We start from the raw sequence: 17,325 nt of genomic DNA on the forward strand, positions 1-17,325 counted from the left end.
AAAAATTTTTAGGAGGTCATTGTTATGATACAATGGTGGCAAATTTTACTTCTCACTTTGTACTCAGCTTATCAAATCTGTGATGAGTTGACGATCGTTTCATCTGCAGGTTCCCCTGTATTTGCTGGTTTCATTACTGGTTTAATCATGGGAGATGTGACTACTGGTCTGCTTATCGGTGGTAACTTGCAACTGTTCGTTCTTGGGGTTGGTACCTTCGGTGGTGCTTCTCGTATCGACGCAACTTCTGGTGCGGTTCTTGCGACAGCCTTCTCTGTTTCACAAGGAATTGATACAGCACTTGCGATTACAACAATCGCTGTGCCAGTAGCAGCTCTCTTGACATACTTCGACGTTCTTGGACGTATGACTACTACCTTCTTTGCTCACCGTGTGGATGCGGCAATCGAACGCTTTGATTACAAAGGTATTGAACGCAACTACTTGCTTGGTGCGATTCCTTGGGCTCTATCTCGTGCCCTTCCAGTCTTCTTCGCGCTTGCATTTGGTGGTGAATTTGTACAACACGTAGTAGACTTCGTTACAAAATACCAATGGGTTGCAGATGGTTTAACACTCGCAGGACGTATGCTTCCAGGTCTTGGATTTGCTATCTTGCTTCGTTACCTTCCGGTTAAACGCAACCTTCACTACCTTGCAATGGGATTTGGTTTGACAGCTATGTTGACTGTTCTTTACTCATATGTAACAGGTCTTGGTGGCGCTGTTGCTGGTATTGTAGGTACTCTACCGAAAGATGTTGCTGAAAAAATTGGTTTCGTGAACAACTTCAAAGGTTTGTCTATGATTGGTATTTCTATCGTAGGTATCTTCCTTGCAGTGCTTCACTTCAAAAATAGCCAAAAAGTAGCTGTGGCAGCACCTTCTACACTATCAGAAAGTGGGGAAATCGAAGATGACGAATTCTAATTACAAACTTACAAAAGAAGATTTTAATCAAATCAACAAACGTAGCTTGTTTACTTTCCAATTAGGTTGGAACTACGAACGTATGCAAGCTTCTGGTTACCTTTACATGATCTTGCCTCAATTGCGTAAAATGTATGGGGATGGCACTCCTGAGTTGAAAGAAATGATGAAAGTTCATACTCAATTCTTCAATACTTCACCATTCTTCCACACTATTATCGCTGGTTTTGACCTTGCAATGGAAGAAAAAGATGGTGTAGGTTCAAAAGATGCCGTTAACGGTATCAAGACAGGTTTGATGGGACCATTTGCTCCTCTTGGAGATACAATCTTTGGTTCGCTTGTACCTGCTATCATGGGATCTATCGCAGCAACTATGGCTATCGCTGGCCAACCTTGGGGTATCTTCCTTTGGATTGCAGTTGCAGTAGCGTATGACATCTTCCGTTGGAAACAGTTGGAATTTGCCTACAAAGAAGGGGTTAACCTTATCAACAACATGCAAAGTACATTGACAGCTTTGATTGACGCTGCATCTGTACTGGGTGTCTTCATGATGGGTGCTCTTGTAGCAACAATGATCAACTTTGAAATTTCTTACAAGTTGCCAATCGGTGAAAAGATGATTGATTTCCAAGACATCTTGAACCAAATCTTCCCACGTTTGCTTCCAGCAATCTTTACTGCCTTTATCTTCTGGTTGCTTGGTAAGAAAGGTATGACTTCTACTAAAGCTATCGGTATCATTATCGCTCTTGCAGTAGGTCTTTCTGCCCTTGGTCACTTTGCATTTGGAATGGGACCTAAATAAGTTTTATGGTAAAATCATTAATTTTGGTCAGCCATGGTCGCTTCTGTGAGGAGCTTAAAGGCAGCACAGAAATGATTATGGGCCCACAAGACAATATTCATGCAGTGGCTCTTCTTCCAGAAGATGGCCCAGAGGAATTTACTGCAAAATTTGAAGCTGCTATTGAAGGTTTGGATGATTTCCTAGTCTTTGCGGATCTTCTCGGTGGAACACCATGTAACGTGGTAAGCCGTTTGATTATGGAAGGTCGTGACATCGAACTTTACGCAGGGATGAATCTTCCAATGGTGATTGAATTTATCAATGCGAGCCTTACAGGTGCAGATGCGGACTATAAGAACCGTGCTGCAGAAAGCATTGTGAAAGTTAATGACCTGTTAGCTGGCTTCGATGATGACGAAGATGAATAAGATGTGACTTAGAACAACTTATATAGAATATACATGGGAATGGGGCTTACTCCCATTCCCATATTTAATAGAAAAAGAGGGAATCAATGCTACATTATACAAAAGAAGACTTGCTCGAATTGGGTGCAGAAATCACGACTCGTGAAATCTACCAACAGCCTGCTGTATGGAAAGAAGCTTTTAAATCTTATCAAGAAAAACGTGAAGAAATTGCAGCCTTCTTGCAAGGGATTGCGGATAAACATGACTATATCAAGGTTATTTTGACAGGTGCGGGGACTTCTGCTTATGTGGGAGATACCTTGGTACCATACTTTAAGGAAGTCTATGACGAACGAAAATGGAATTTCAATGCTATTGCGACAACAGATATCGTTGCCAATCCAGAAACTTATTTGAAAAAAGATGTGGTAACTGTCCTTGTATCTTTTGCTCGTAGTGGGAACTCACCTGAAAGTGTGGCGACTGTTGATTTAGCAAAATCCTTGGTGGATGAGCTTTACCAAGTGACGATTACTTGTGCTGCAGATGGGAAATTGGCTCTTCAAGCTCATGGAGATGACCGTAATCTCTTGCTCTTGCAACCAGCTGCTTCCAATGATGCTGGATTTGCCATGACTTCTAGCTTTACCTCTATGATGTTAACAGCTCTCTTGGTCTTTGATCCTACAGAATTTGCTGTTAAAGCTGAACGTTTTGAAGTTGTATCTAGTCTTGCCCGTAAAATTCTAGACAATGCAGAAGATGTCAAAGAACTTGTTGACCTAGACTTTAACCGTGTCATCTATCTAGGCGCTGGTCCTTTCTTCGGTCTTGCTCATGAAGCTCAGCTTAAGATTTTGGAACTGACTGCTGGTCAAGTTGCGACTATGTATGAAAGCCCAGTCGGCTTCCGTCACGGTCCAAAATCTCTTATCAACGAAGATACAGTTGTTTTGGTCTTTGGTACAACGACAGACTATACTCGTAAGTACGACCTAGACTTGGTTCGTGAAGTTGCTAGTGATCAGATTGCTCGTCGTGTTGTGCTTTTGAGTGATCAATCCTTTGGTCTTGAAAATGTCAAAGAAGTGGCCCTTGGTTGTTGTGGTGTCTTGAATGATATTTACCGTGTCTTCCCTTACATCGTTTATGCCCAACTCTTTGCCCTATTGACTTCACTCAAGGTAGAAAATAAACCAGATACACCGTCTCCTACAGGTACAGTAAACCGTGTGGTACAAGGTGTTATCATCCACGAATATCAAAAGTAAGACAGTGTTTATGAATTCTTGACAAGAGGATTTGTAAATTATCAGATAAACCATAGATTGTCAGTACGCTTTCTATGGTTTGTTTGCTTGAGAGAAATAGTAAAAGGAGAATAGAATGAAAGTATACACAGAGCGTGTATTTGGAAATGTTGAGGGCAAGGATGTCTTGGCCTATCGCTTTGAGACGGACGGTGGCTACCAACTTGAGGTTATGACTTATGGTGCGACCATCTTGCGCTATGTCACACCTGACAAGGCTGGAAATTTTGCCAACGTTATATTGGCGTTTGATGATTTTGACAGCTATGTAGGCAATAGTCCCAAGCATGGAGCTAGCGTAGGTCCTGTGGCAGGCCGTATTGCAGGTGCGACCTTTGAGCTTAATGGCAAGAACTATGACCTTGAAGTTAACAATGCTAGCAACTGTAACCACAGTGGTTCAACTGGTTGGGATTCCAGCTTGTTTGAACTAGTTGAGGTGAGCGACCATGGCTTGACCCTCTACACAGAGCGTACAGATGGGACAGGAGGATTTCCTGGGAATCTCAAGATTTGGATCAGTTACCACTTGGAAGAAACTGGTGCCTATGAAATCAGCTACAAGGTAACGACCGATCAGGATACGCTGGTCAATCCAACCAACCACAGCTATTTCAACTTGTCTGGTGATTTCACGCAGACGATTGACCGCCATGTCTTCCAACTTAACACAGAGGGCATTTACCCAATTGCTCCCGACGGTGTTCCTGCCAAAACTCCAGATGCTACTCGTGATGTGGTTAAACACATCTATAATGGTGCCTTGTTGAAGGATATCTTTGCAGAAGAAGATGAGCAAATCCAGCTGGTATCAGGTTTGGATCACCCATTTGCCCTTCCTGCAGGCCATGACAATGCTGGATTCCTTTATGACCAAAATTCAGGTCGCTTCCTGCTTTTCAAGACAGAAGCTCCTTGCTTTGTAGTCTACACAGCAAACTTTGTGGATGAAAGTGTCATCATAGGAGGTCAGCCAATGGTACAGCACAATGGGATTGCCCTTGAAGCGCAAGCTTTACCAGATGCCATTCACAGTGAGCTCAAAGACCAAGTCATTCTCAAAACGGGTCAAACATTTACAAGTAAGACACGTTATGAGCTTGTTGTGAAATAAAGACATAGAATTATTGTAGGTATTACCGTCGTTAATTTTTCATGGGATTCAGACCATCATATCAAAGTCAGTCTATCTTGCAGATGGTCTGTCTTTGTGATAGAATAGCATAAAGTCCTTTTGAGGGGGAACTTGCTAGGAAATCCCCAAGCATAGTAACTAATTAACTACCCTCGCCTTTCGACGAGGGTGGTTTTTCCTTTGTGAGCAGAAAATAAGAGAGAAAGAATGTATAACATGTCGAGAATTGTCACCATTCATCCAGTCAAGGAAATCCATCGCTATGGCTTTGAGAGCACCCAGGTCTATCGAGCACGTATCGCACGACATCTAGGCTTGGATTACGTCCACCTCATATCAAGTCCCCAGCTACGACCTGATTGGAAGAAAGATTTAATCAAGTTAGGATTTTTAGAAAAAGAACTGCTCTGTGTTCCGCATAGTTTTTCAGATATAGGGCATGCAGACTTATCAGTGAGACCAGAAAGCCTAACTCTAGCAGACGGAGATCAGGTTGAGCTCAATGAAGATGGTTTTGTCGCTTCTGTTACCCTAGGAGATGGTTCGGGAAGATATTACTATACCAAAGGTCCCTTCTTGTTTGAAGATTTTAAAGAAAAGGAGTTGCGTTGGTATCATGAAAATGGAGAATTGGCTCTGGAAGGACGCTTTATCGATCCCTTCAAAGAACCCTCTCCTGTCACTATCTTTTACCCAGAATACATCTACCGCATAGGAGGAGAAATCCGTTCTGAAGAGGACTTGTTAGTGAAGTTCCTAGCCGGATGGGCAAAACAGATCGATCTCTTTATCCGTGACCAACAAATCGTTCCCAAACCCAGCCTCTGGCGTTATATGGAAAATACGGACAAAAATTACTATGAAGTCGTCCATGAAAATGTCATGCGAGACTTACGCCTCGCCAATCTGCGCAAGACAAACAAATACCTAGTCGCCAGTGAAATGTTGACTGATACTTTGGCGAAACAAGGGTATGATACCAAGTTTTTACCACCAATGTTTACAGAAAAATTAGGTCAGCTAAGAAAAATTGGACCTGTTTTGGACTATTGCCTAGTGGGTCATATGGGAGAAGGCAAGAACGTTGAACTTGTCATTGAAGCCTTTATCGAACTCTACAAACGTGGCTCCAAGGCCCAGATTACCTTTTATGGTGGTACAGAGGAGCGTCTGGAGGAACTTCGTAATCGCTACGATCTGCCACCAACCATTCACTTTAAAGGTATCGTTGACGAAGTACCTTATCATCTCCACCAATGCTATCTGTCTGCAAGTTATACAGAGTTATTTGCCAATGCCTGTATTGAAGCCTTGAGTCAAGGTTTGTTAGCCTTGTTATCTGATGTGGAGATTGCCCATCGTTTTTATGCCAACCAGTCCAATGCCATCAACTTGTTTAAAACCAAATCAGAGTTGATTCAAGAGATGGAAGAGATGGAAGAGCCTGATTTTTATCTATCGAATGAAAAAAATCTAGCCTTAGCCTCTCGCTATTCTCTGGAAAAAGTAGCTCAAATATACAGAGAACTATTAGATAGGAATTTCTAGGATGTTGGGAATTCTAGTCACCCTAGTGCTCTATTTCTGCTTGATTTCCTGGATTGCTTATTGGAAAAAAGGGAGCGAAGAGGACTATTATCAGGTTAAGAAAGCTGTTCCAGTGACAGTTCTGGCCTTCTCAGTCTTTGCGACCTTACTCAGCCCTATTTCCTTTCTGACTCTGGTGGGGAATGCCTATACAGGTAGGTCCTATCTATGGTTTGCCCAGTGTGGCATCTTTCTCGCTATTCCACTAGCTCATCGCTACTTTCTTCCCCTCTATCAAAAGGGAAACTACGAGACAGCCTATCATCTTTTAGAGGATAAGTTTCAATCGACTGGCATTCGTTCACTGGCCTCAGGTCTCTTCATCCTCTACCAGTTGGGGCGAATAGCAGTGGTGACCTACTTATTGTCTCAGGCTTTAGCGCCCTTTATCCCTATCAATCAGCTGATCTTGTCTGGTTTACTCATTCTTTTGACGGTCTATTATCTGGCAAGGGGTGGTCTCTTGGTTGTGCTGTGGACGGACTTCTTTCAAGGCTTGGTCCTACTGGCTATATTGGCCCTCTTTCTACCAAGAATTGCCCAATCTGGTTTAGTCATGAATAGCAGTCAACAGTTATCTCACTTTGCAGAGACGCTGGATGGGAAGACGGTCTTCATCTTAGTTGCAGGAGCAGGTTTTAGTAGCTTATTTTCCTACGTTTCCTCGCAGGATATCGTTCAACGTTTTAATAGCAAAATGGGGTGTCAGAAGATTGGAAAAATCTTATGGTTTCAGGGCCTCTTGTCCTTTGGGATTGCTAGTCTACTGTATCTGATTGGCTGCTTGATTCGTCAGGAAAATTTTACCACTACATCGACCAATCTTGTTCTCATTGCCTATGCTCGGGAGGGTCTGGCACCTTGGTTTGGCGGCTTCATCATGCTGGCTCTATTGGCAGCAGGCCAATCCACAGTTTCATCCAGTATGAATGCAATCGTGACCTGTTTGAAGTTGGATTTTGCTTGGACAAAAATTCGCTGGTCGCCAAGCCTCCTATCCTTTGTCTTAGCAGGCCTGTCCTGGCTCCTCTGCCTCTTACTCATGAATGCAGAAATCTACTCCATCTATGAGTGGATTAACGGCTTTATGGGCCTGACACTAGGTGTGATTGGTGGTTTGTACCTCTTGGTCTTACTCCTCAAAAAACCGAGTTTACAACTAGCCAAAATCTATCTGGTCTTTAGTCTAGGAGCCTTGGTTCTCTATCATTACAGTGGCCTTTTTGCCAACCCCAATCCTTGGTTAAATAGCATCATTACTACTTTATCTGCTCTTTTTATCTCAATTCTAGGAAGACTATATGAAAGCAACATCTAAACCCATAGCCGTCATTTTGATTCGTTCGGGTTCACGCGGCTTAGTGGATAAAAATATCAAACTGTTTGCAGGCAAACCCTTGGTTTTCTATACCATCGAAGTCGCTCTAGCCTCCAAGCTATTTAGTGACATCTGGGTCTCCTCAGACTCACTAGCCTATTTAGAACTCTGTCGTCAAGCTTATCCAGAGATTCGTTGTGTCCACAGACCAAAAGAATTGGCCCTATCAACAACCTCTAGCTTAGAAACCTTACGAGACTTTTTACAGCCCTTTGAGGAAGAGCAGGTCTTTGTAAATCTACAGGTGACCTCACCCTTGAGAGAGGTGGAGCACATCGTCGAGTCCTATCAACTCTACTGTCAGTCTGGGGCCGACCATCTGATTTCCTGTGTTAAGGCAGACAAGAGTCGTAGTCTTTACTTGCAGTTGGCGGAGTCGTCATTTATCCGTCCGCCTCAGGTTTCCAAGCACTATGCTCGGCAGAAAGAGCCTGTCTATTACTATCCCAACGGCAGTATCTGGATTTCTCGCAAGGACCTCTACCTACGAGATGAGACCTTTTACACAGATAAGACAGTAGCCTATGAAATGCCCAAACTCTATTCTTATGATATTGACGATGCTTTGGACTTTGAAGTCGTTGAGACCTTGCTGCACCATCACCACCTAGGAGAATCAAAAAGATGAAACACCTCATCATTGCCACAACGCCCTTGCAGGCCAAGATTACCCAGCATATCAAAGGACTCTATCCTAATCAGGACTTTGTTAGCCTTTATGTCAGTCCTGTCAAAAATGCCCGACAGGAGCATTATGCAAAGGATTTTGACCATGTTCACTATCCTCAGGATGCAGAGGACTTGGCTCATATTTGTCAGGAGCTTGCCGGCGACTATGACACCATCTTTTATGCTAGCTTTGACAATAGCTTGATTCTGGACTTGGTTGCTAGTTCAAATTACCAGCACCTCATGAGTTTCGATGATGGCTATGCGGATATTTACCCTTTGGGAATGTATGCCCTCCCTCTTCAACCCAGTCAGGTGGGGCCTTTGGGCTTGACTAGAGATGACTTGATTGAGCGAACGGAAAAGCACTATACCCTCTATCGCAGTGACTATCATGTCGTGGCTAGAGAAAAGCTAGTTTATCTGGAGCATTTTTTTGACCTGCTACAAGCACCCGTCTCAAATTGTAAGACGGTCAAGGTCCTGCTGGGACAAAAGTTCTCTGAAGAGGACGATCAGATCTCCATCCGCTTTATCAGCACCTATGCCAAGGCCTTGGCTATTGACCTCTATCTACCCCATCCCAAGGAAACCTTCACTATCCCTGATGTGACCTACTTGGAGACGGAGCTGATCTTTGAAGATGTCCTATCCCAACTCTTTCAAGAATACGAGTTCGTTCAGGTCTATCACTTCACCTCGTCTGTCAGCCTCCACTTACAAGACCTGCCCCATGTGACCATCACAGGTATTTCTCTCCCCTACTATGAGGACCGTCAAAAAGAATTGCGACGCTTGGGTTGTCAGTTTGAAAGGGTTTCCCTTGGCTGGTAGTAGGAATGTATATTTTAAGAAATATAAATCCATGCACTAGCTTGGATTTTTTATATTTCAATATACTATAAATAAGTGGTTTGATGTATCAAAAAAATTGAGCAATATTATTGTTTTAGAGGATGAAAAGTGTTAAAATAGGAACGTTCGGTTTTCAGTTTTATCAACCATTTATTGTTATAACAATATTATGAATTTTGGAAATCATACAAAAAATAAAGGTAAGGGATACTAAGAATGTTTATAAATAAAAAAGAAAAATTTTCCATTCGTAAGTTTAAAGACGGTCGTTCAGACTCAGTCAAAATCGGTACAGTTGGTCTGATTGTCGGTGCAGCTCTTGCAATGGCAGGACAAACCCAGACTGTAGAAGCAGCGATGACAGAAAACAGCGACAACACAACAACGATTTCTAATGATAAGGGGTCAGTAATTGTAGATACAGCTAATATTCAGAACCCAGATGCAGGTAGGCAATTTTCAACTGATCCAACTGCAGAGGGAACAAATACAATTACTAAAACTGGAAAAGTAGATTACAAATATGTAACTGCTGAAGGAAATACTGTATTAGAAGAAAACAAAAACCAAAATTCTGGTGCTGATAAAACTATCGAAACACCGTACGATGTATACGGAAAATCAGGAGAAGTTTTCAAAGGAACAACAGGTGGAGATGCAGAGGATAGCGACCTAAACGACGCTAAAGAAAACGGTAAGAAAGCAACAATCGAAAAAGATGGAAAAACTTATCACCTAATCGGAGAACCTAAGGCTGAAAACACTGGAAACGGTGGAGGAGTGTACTCTGACACAACTCTAGGTGATGTAACCGCGAAACTTACTCCAGAAGGATTAAGTAATGCAGAAGGTAAAATCACTTATGATACTGTAAAAGCTGGTGGGAAAGCTTGGATCGTTGAGCAAACAGGAAAAGGAACATATGGTAAATATGTACAAGCTGATTCAGGTGCAATCACTTCTGATGCTAAGATGGTAGAAGCTTTCAAAGCTGGAGAACCTGCAGCAAAAGACTTCACTTCAGCTAACGTAACAGCTGATGGTGGAATCAAAGAAGGAGACTATGTTTTCGTCCTTGAGAAAAATACCTATGTAACAGCTAAAGCTGAGAGTTTCTCTTTAACAGCACAGATACAATTGTCATCTAGTGATAATGTAGCAGATAGTAAAGATGGAACTGGGGCTACTTTAAATAGAACATATGCAATGGTACAAAACTTTAAAGCGGCTCCAGATACTGCAACAGGAGAAGCAAACAAAACTCTTGTAAAAAACTATCTTGCATATCTTCAAGAAAAAGGATTTGAAGATAACCTCCTTAATTTCAAACGATATATTACTTTAGGAATGGCGGTAAAAACTGATGGTCCTCTGGCGGTTAAAGCTGATAATGGAGATCAAGTTGATGATAAAGGAAGACCTACAACTGATATAATAGCTGATATAGCAAGCGTTACTGATCAAGAAACAAGTACTTTAGAAGATAGTCCTAATTTTCTTATGAAATTTTCTGATCCTGCGCCGGAAGTTGAAGAGTACTCTTATCGTGATGAAATCACTCCACTTCGTGCATACCGTTTAGCAAGTGGTACTACAACAATCACTTACACTTATGCAGAAGAAAAAACTCGTGAAGTAGAGAAAAAAGGTTCTGTAGTCGTTAACTACCAAACAGAGGATGGAACAGAATTAAAAGCACCTTACACTGATACTCCTGAAACAGTAGCTGAAGTAGTAACTGAGAAATACTATGTTGATGCTGATGGACAAGAAGTAGTTGTAGAAGACAAAACTGTTAGAACGCCTAAAAACGTAGCGTACAACACTAAAAAAAATGAAACTGAAAAACCTCAAAAACTTACAGATGCAGCTGGAAATGTTTACTACCTAAACGAAGCAAACACTAAAACTGCTGTAAACGATCAAGAAACTACATCACCAGCTGAAGAAGGTACAGTAGTAGAAGGTGTTACAAAAGTAACTTACATCTATGAAAAAGCAGGATCAGTAATCGTTAACTACAAAACAGAAGATGGAACACCACTTACAGGAACAGTAGTAGACGAAGCTGGAGCTGGTAAAACAGTAGAATCAGGTGCAAAAGATACTGACAATGGAAAACCAGGTACAGCTTATAACACTGCAGATAATGGTCTAAAACCAACTCGTATTAAAACTGCAGAAGGCAAAGTATACGAATTAGTTCCAGAATCAACTGAAGGTGAAGAAGAAGGTGAAGTTGAATCAGGAACAACTAAAGAAGTAACATACGTTTATAAAGAAGTTAAAGGTAATGTAGTTGTTAAGTACGAAGATACTGAAGGTAACTCACTTGCTGATGACGAACAAGATGAAACAGATGCTTCTCTAAATGTTAAATACGATACAGCTGATCACAAAAAAGAATCTATCACTAAAGATGGTGTTAAATACTACTTAACAGCTAAAGAACTGAAAGATGGTTCTAAACCAGCTACTGGAGACGTAGTAGAAGGAACAACTACAGTAACTTACGTTTACGAAAAAGCTGGATCAGTAGTAGTTCACTATACAGATCAAGAAGGTAACCCAATTTCTGGTACAGATCCAGAAGGAAATAATGTTCCTGAAACTAATAATGATACAACCGATGGAAAACCAGGTGATCCATACAACACTGCAGACAACGGAATGAAACCAAACCGTATTAAAACTGCAGAAGGCAAAGTATACGAACTAGTACCCGCTTCTACAATCGGAAATGAAACTGGAAAAGTAGTAGCTGGAGATACTGTAGAAGTAACATACGTTTATAAAGAAGTTAAAGGTAACGTAGTCGTTAAGTATGAAGATACTGAAGGTAACGTAATCGCTGAAGACGAACAAGACGAAACAGATGCTTCTCTAAACGTTAAATACGATACAGCAGACCACAAAAAAGACGAAATCACTAAAGATGGTGTTAAATACTACCTAACAGCTAAAGAGCTTAAAGATGATTCTAAACCAGCTACTGGAGACATAGTAGAAGGAACAACTACAGTAACTTACGTTTACGAAAAAGCAGGACAAGTAGTCGTTAACTATCAAACAGAAGACGGAACTCCATTAGTAGGTGTTGACCCAGCTGGTGCAAACGTAGCTTCAGGTGCAAAAGACACTGTAGACGGAAGACCAGGATCAGCATATGACACTTCTGATAACGGAATGAAACCAAACCGTATCACAACTGCAGAAGGAAAAGTATACGAATTAGTCCCAGCATCAACTAAAGGTGCCGAAACAGGTACAGTAGTAGCTGGAGAAACGAAAGAAGTAACATACGTTTATAAAGAAGTAACTGGAGACGTAGTCGTTCACTATGTTGACACAGAAGGTAAGACAATCGCAGCTGACAAAGATGACCTTAAAGGCGCATCTTTAAGTGAAAAATATAACACTGCTGTTGATAATAAACCAGAAAAAATCACTGCAGAAGACGGAACTGTTTACTACATTACAAAAGCTGGTCTTAAAGATGATTCTAAACCAGAAACTGGAAACGTAGTAGAAGGTAAAACGGATATAACTTACGTTTACGAAAAAGCTGGATCAGTCATCGTTAATTACCAAACAGAAGACGGAACTCCATTAGTAGGAACTGCAGACGGTAAAGATGTAGCTTCAGGTGCAAAAGACACTGACAATGGAAAACCAGGTTCTGAATACAATACTGCAGATAACGGAATGAAACCAAATCGTATCACAACTGCAGAAGGCAAAGTATATGAACTAGTCCCAGCATCGACAAAAGGTGATGAAACAGGTACGGTAGAAGCTGGACAAACCAAAGAAGTAACCTACGGTTATAAAGAAGTTAAAGGTAATGTTGTTGTTAAGTATGAAGATACTGAAGGTAACACACTTGCTGAAGACGAAAAAGACGAAACAGATGCTTCTCTAAACGTTAAATATGACACAGCAGACTACAAAAAAGCTGAAATCACTAAAGACGGTGTTAAATATTACTTAACAACTAAAGAACTTAAAGATGGTTCTAAACCAGCTACTGGAGATGTTGTTGAAGGAACAACTACAGTAACTTACGTTTATGAAAAAGCAGGACAAGTAGTAGTTAACTACCAAACAGAAGATGGAACTCCATTAGTAGGTGTTGATGCAGCTGGTGCAAATATTGCTTCAGGAGCTAAAGACACTGTAGATGGAAAACCAGGATCAGACTACAACACTGCGGATAACGATATGAAACCAACTCGTATCACAATTGCAGAAGGGAAAGTATACGAACTTGTACCAACAGCAACTAAAGGTGACGAAACAGGTAAAGTTGTTGCTGGAGAAACTAAAGAAGTAACATACGTTTATAAAGAAGTAACTGGTGATGTAGTCGTTCACTACGTTGATACAGAAGGTAACGTAATCGCTGACGATAAAGAAGATACAAAAGGTGCTTCTCTAAACGCTCAATACGATACAACTGACAACAAACCAGAGAAAATCGAAAAAGACGGAACTGTTTACTACTTAACAGAAAAAGCTGTTAAAGACGATTCTAAACCAGAAAACGGAGACGTAGTAGAAGGTAAAACTGAAGTAACTTACGTTTACGAAAAAGCAGGACAAGTAGTTGTTCACTACACTGATGAAAAAGGTAACACTATTCAAGTGGATGCTGTTGATACAAAAGACGGTAAACCAAGCTCAGACTACAACACTGCTGATAACGACATGAAACCAAACCGTATCACTACTCCAGAAGGAAAAGTATACGAATTAATCCCTCAATCAACTAAAGGTGATGAAACAGGTAAAGTTAAAGCTGGAGAAACTACAGAAGTAACTTACGTCTACAAAGAAATCACTGGTAATGTAGTCGTTCACTATGTTGATACAGAAGGAAACACATTAGCTGAAGATACGAAAGATGTAGAAAATGGATCACTAAGTGATAAATATGACACAACTGACAACAAACCAGCTAAACTTGAAAAAGATGGAACTGTATACTACTTAACAGCTAAAGAATTGAAAGACGGTTCTAAGCCAGAAAACGGTGCTGTTGTAGAAGGAACTACAGAAATCACTTATGTATACGAAAAAGCAGGAAACGTTCTTGTTCATTACGTAGACGAAGCTGGAAACACTCTTCAAGCAGATGCTGTTGATACTAAAGATGGTCAACCAGGAGCTAAATACGATACTTCTGACAACGACATGAAACCAGCTCGTATCACAACTCCAGAAGGTAAAGTATACGAATTAGTACCAGCATCAACTAAAGGTAACGAAGCTGGTGATGTTGAAGCAGGTAAGACTACAGAAGTAACATATGTGTACAAAGAGGTTAAAGGAAACGTAGTCGTTCACTACACTGACGAAGCAGGAAACACAATCGCTGAAGATGTTAAAGATACGACTGACGGATCAGTAAGCTCAGCATATGATACAAGTGACAACAAACCAGCTACAATCACTACAAAAGATGGTAAGGTATATGTACTTGTACCAACTTCAACTAAGGGTGAAGAGTCTGGTAAAGTAACAGAAGGAACAACAGAAGTTACTTACGTTTATAAAGAAGTCACTGGTGATGTAGTAGTTCGCTACGTTGATACAGAAGGTAACGTAATTGCTGAAGATAAAGAAGATACTAAGGGTGCTTCTCTAAACGCTAAATACGATACAACTGACAACAAACCAGAGAAAATCGAAAAAGACGGAACTGTTTACTACTTAACAGAAAAAGCTGTTAAAGACGATTCTAAACCTGAAACAGGAGACGTAGTAGAAGGTAAAACAGAAGTAACTTACGTTTACGAAAAAGCAGGACAAGTAGTGATTCACTATGTAGACGAAGCTGGAAACACAATCCAATCAGATGTTGTTGGTACTAAAGACGGTAAACCAGGTGCAGCTTACAACACTACGGATAAAGATGTGAAACCAACTCGTATTACAACTGCAGAAGGAAAAGTATACGAACTAGTACCAGCATCAACTAAAGGTAACGAAAACGGAAGCGTTGAAACAGGTAAAACTACAGAAGTAACATATGTGTACAAAGAAGTTAAAGGAAACGTAGTAGTTCATTATGTAGACGAAGCAGGTAACACAATCGCAGAAGACGTTAAAGACACTACTGACGGTTCTATAAGCTCAGCATATGACACAAGTGATAACAAGCCAGCTACAATCACTACTAAAGATGGTAAAGTATACGTACTTGTACCAACTTCAACTAAGGGTGAAGAGTCTGGTAAAGTAACAGAAGGAACAACAGAAGTTACTTACGTTTATAAAGAAGTCAAAGAAGATTCTACAAATGGAGGCTCACTCACTCCATCTCAACCAGGTTCTCCAGCAACACCTTCAACAAATCCGGTGAGACCGACAGCCCCAAGTCAGCCAGCAACACCAGCTAATCCGGCTAACCCAGCTGCTCCAACAACTCCAACGATGCCATCAGTACCAGTAAATGGTGAAGCACCACAAGCTCCAGCAGCTTCATCAGAAGCTAAAGGACAAGTTGAACTTCCTAACACTGGTACAGAAGACAATGCTAGCCTAGCAGCACTTGGACTTTTAGGTATCTTGAGTGGATTTGGACTTGTTGCTCGCAAGAAAAAAGAAGACTAATCTGAATTAGATTTTCTGATAAGAATAAGGAGTAGGATATCATATCCGCTCCTTTTTCTGTTGGGGTATTAAGTAGATGTTAGGTATATTGATAGAATCTAGTAAAAGTATGATTCATATGATATAATTCAGATTAGTAAATCTTTCTGACAAACAAGTACAGATAAATGAGTCGCGAAGGTTACCGTATATGATAGGAGATTGTTATGACTAAAATGGTTACAATACATCCAGGGCTCTGGCAAAGAGAGGTTAGAAAATATGGATTTGAATCATCCCAATTATCCAGAAAGAAAATTGCAGATTATTTAGGTTGGGGACATCTATATATTTTAACCCATCCTCAAGTTCGACCCGATTGGAAGGCTGGCTATGAACAAATAGGTTTTGGAAGGGATGAATTAGTGAGTGTAAGCCATTATCAATCAGATATTGGTCATGATGAATTAAGTATTCGTCCTTCCGATATCATTGATAGGTATCCTAATGGAAAAATGACTGTTGTTAATGGATTTGTGGCTAGCATTGAATTAGAAGAAGAAACTCTATATTTTACTTCCGGATTATATTTAAAGAAAAATAAAAAAGAAGAACTGGAATGGTTCAATCGTGATGGTTCGACAGCGATGCGGGCACGGTACTATAAGCCAAGAGAAGAACCAAGTCCCATTTATATGATGGAGGACAATTATTTATATTATAAAGATGGAGAATGGTTAACCTACGAAGACTTATTGATTCAGGTATTAATCAGTCTTACAGATAAGAAAGACATCTTAATTCGAGATCAACATAACGTGGTGACTCCCAAATTATGGCGCTTTGTAGAAAATACAAACCGTCTCTATTGGGAATATATCCATGATAATGTATTGCTAAATCCAGCTCATAATCTAAGAAGAAAAACTAGATATTTAGTAGCTTCAGAAGTATTAACATCAATCTTGCAAGATTTAGGGTATCACACACAATTTATGCCGCCGATTTTTGCACCTCAAGTTTCCTCAGTAGTATTACAAAGAAGAAAGCCTAGTTCCTATTGTTATGTAGGGAATATGAGTAAGGTAAAAAGGGTAGAATGGATTATAGAAGCCTTTAGGAAGTTAGAACAAGAAGGCCTACCTGTAGAGGTATTCTTATATGGTGGAGATATTGATAAATTGAAGAAAGAGTATCCGACTTTGCCATCTACCATTCATGTTGTTGGATATGTAGATGAGGTACCTTATTGGGAACATGATGGCTATATTTCAACTTCCCAAAAGGAATTATTTGCCAATGCCTGTGTTGAAGCTATGAGTTTTGGATTGATTCCCTTGCTTTCTAATGTTGAAATTGCTCATCAATATTATGCATCTAAGAACTCAGATATTTGCTTATATGATACACCAGAGGAGTTAGCGCATCTTATCAAGTGTTTATATGAGACTGATAAAGAAATCGAGCTAGAAAATACAAGTAAGTTTGTGAATCGATATTCAAAAGAACAAGTTTCTAAGAGATATTTATCACTCATGAACGCCTAAAAATGAAATAGATAATGAGATTTTATTGGATATCTTATTATCTATTTTTTTTAATTTCCTTTATGTATAATTGTTTGATAAAGGAAACTGAGAGTGATATACTAAAATAGTTAGTAT

11 protein-coding genes are annotated in these 17,325 nt (G+C 40.3%); all 11 read left to right on the forward strand.

The window, feature by feature from the left end; genetic code table 11:
• Nucleotides 1-24: 24 nt before the first annotated feature.
• The 11 genes from D8837_RS01445 (at nucleotide 25) to D8837_RS01495 (ending at nucleotide 17,208) form a co-directional block, all read left to right on the forward strand.
• A complete protein-coding gene (locus tag D8837_RS01445; RefSeq protein WP_125455961.1) occupies nucleotides 25-930 on the forward strand; it encodes a PTS mannose/fructose/sorbose/N-acetylgalactosamine transporter subunit IIC in 906 nt (301 codons plus the stop codon).
• Entirely contained in the window at nucleotides 917-1,741 is an 825-nt protein-coding gene (locus D8837_RS01450; protein ID WP_125455962.1) for a PTS system mannose/fructose/sorbose family transporter subunit IID, read from the forward strand. The genes D8837_RS01445 and D8837_RS01450 overlap by 14 nt, the downstream gene beginning before the upstream one ends.
• Nucleotides 1,742-1,746: 5 nt before the next feature.
• The gene (locus D8837_RS01455; RefSeq protein WP_000240985.1) at nucleotides 1,747-2,151 is read left to right on the forward strand and encodes a PTS sugar transporter subunit IIA; all 405 of its coding nucleotides are present in this window, start codon (nucleotides 1,747-1,749) and stop codon (nucleotides 2,149-2,151) included.
• Nucleotides 2,152-2,237: 86 nt separating this feature from the next.
• A complete protein-coding gene (locus D8837_RS01460) occupies nucleotides 2,238-3,404 on the forward strand; it encodes an SIS domain-containing protein (protein WP_125455963.1) in 1,167 nt (388 codons plus the stop codon).
• Between the two features lie 115 nt (nucleotides 3,405-3,519).
• Complete coding sequence (locus D8837_RS01465; protein ID WP_125455964.1) at nucleotides 3,520-4,557, forward strand: aldose epimerase family protein; 1,038 nt, start codon at nucleotides 3,520-3,522, stop codon at nucleotides 4,555-4,557.
• A 237-nt stretch (nucleotides 4,558-4,794) separates the two neighbouring features.
• Nucleotides 4,795-6,126: a glycosyltransferase gene (locus D8837_RS01470; protein WP_125431582.1), complete on the forward strand. Its 1,332-nt coding sequence runs from the start codon at nucleotides 4,795-4,797 to the stop codon at nucleotides 6,124-6,126.
• A 1-nt stretch (nucleotide 6,127) separates the two neighbouring features.
• Complete coding sequence (locus tag D8837_RS01475; RefSeq protein ID WP_125455965.1) at nucleotides 6,128-7,483, forward strand: sodium:solute symporter family transporter; 1,356 nt, start codon at nucleotides 6,128-6,130, stop codon at nucleotides 7,481-7,483.
• Nucleotides 7,467-8,171 carry a cytidylyltransferase domain-containing protein gene (locus D8837_RS01480; protein WP_125455966.1) on the forward strand — a complete coding sequence of 235 codons (705 nt, stop codon included), beginning with the start codon at nucleotides 7,467-7,469 and terminating at the stop codon, nucleotides 8,169-8,171. Before D8837_RS01475 ends, D8837_RS01480 begins: the two co-directional genes overlap by 17 nt.
• Nucleotides 8,168-9,046 carry a glycosyltransferase family 52 gene (locus D8837_RS01485; RefSeq protein WP_125455967.1) on the forward strand — a complete coding sequence of 293 codons (879 nt, stop codon included), beginning with the start codon at nucleotides 8,168-8,170 and terminating at the stop codon, nucleotides 9,044-9,046. The genes D8837_RS01480 and D8837_RS01485 overlap by 4 nt, the downstream gene beginning before the upstream one ends.
• Before the next feature lie 237 nt (nucleotides 9,047-9,283).
• A complete protein-coding gene (locus tag D8837_RS01490; protein ID WP_125455968.1) occupies nucleotides 9,284-15,682 on the forward strand; it encodes a MucBP domain-containing protein in 6,399 nt (2,132 codons plus the stop codon).
• A gap of 206 nt (nucleotides 15,683-15,888) precedes the next feature.
• Nucleotides 15,889-17,208 carry a glycosyltransferase gene (locus tag D8837_RS01495; protein ID WP_125455969.1) on the forward strand — a complete coding sequence of 440 codons (1,320 nt, stop codon included), beginning with the start codon at nucleotides 15,889-15,891 and terminating at the stop codon, nucleotides 17,206-17,208.
• The last annotated feature ends 117 nt before the right edge of the window (nucleotides 17,209-17,325 follow it).

Source organism: Streptococcus mitis, from assembly GCF_003942965.1.
GTDB classification, from domain to species: Bacteria; Bacillota; Bacilli; order Lactobacillales; family Streptococcaceae; genus Streptococcus; species Streptococcus mitis_BH.

What these genes read in the sequence shown, in the direction of transcription:
- D8837_RS01490 (WP_125455968.1), top strand. Translation starts at nt 9,284, where the DNA reads ATGTTTATAAATAAAAAAGAAAAATTTTCCATTCGTAAGTTTAAAGAC.
- D8837_RS01455 (WP_000240985.1), top strand. Translation starts at nt 1,747, where the DNA reads ATGGTAAAATCATTAATTTTGGTCAGCCATGGTCGCTTCTGTGAGGAG.
- D8837_RS01465 (WP_125455964.1), top strand. Translation starts at nt 3,520, where the DNA reads ATGAAAGTATACACAGAGCGTGTATTTGGAAATGTTGAGGGCAAGGAT.
- D8837_RS01450 (WP_125455962.1), top strand. Translation starts at nt 917, where the DNA reads ATGACGAATTCTAATTACAAACTTACAAAAGAAGATTTTAATCAAATC.
- D8837_RS01480 (WP_125455966.1), top strand. Translation starts at nt 7,467, where the DNA reads ATGAAAGCAACATCTAAACCCATAGCCGTCATTTTGATTCGTTCGGGT.
- D8837_RS01470 (WP_125431582.1), top strand. Translation starts at nt 4,795, where the DNA reads ATGTCGAGAATTGTCACCATTCATCCAGTCAAGGAAATCCATCGCTAT.
- D8837_RS01445 (WP_125455961.1), top strand. Translation starts at nt 25, where the DNA reads ATGATACAATGGTGGCAAATTTTACTTCTCACTTTGTACTCAGCTTAT.
- D8837_RS01475 (WP_125455965.1), top strand. Translation starts at nt 6,128, where the DNA reads ATGTTGGGAATTCTAGTCACCCTAGTGCTCTATTTCTGCTTGATTTCC.
- D8837_RS01485 (WP_125455967.1), top strand. Translation starts at nt 8,168, where the DNA reads ATGAAACACCTCATCATTGCCACAACGCCCTTGCAGGCCAAGATTACC.
- D8837_RS01495 (WP_125455969.1), top strand. Translation starts at nt 15,889, where the DNA reads ATGACTAAAATGGTTACAATACATCCAGGGCTCTGGCAAAGAGAGGTT.
- D8837_RS01460 (WP_125455963.1), top strand. Translation starts at nt 2,238, where the DNA reads ATGCTACATTATACAAAAGAAGACTTGCTCGAATTGGGTGCAGAAATC.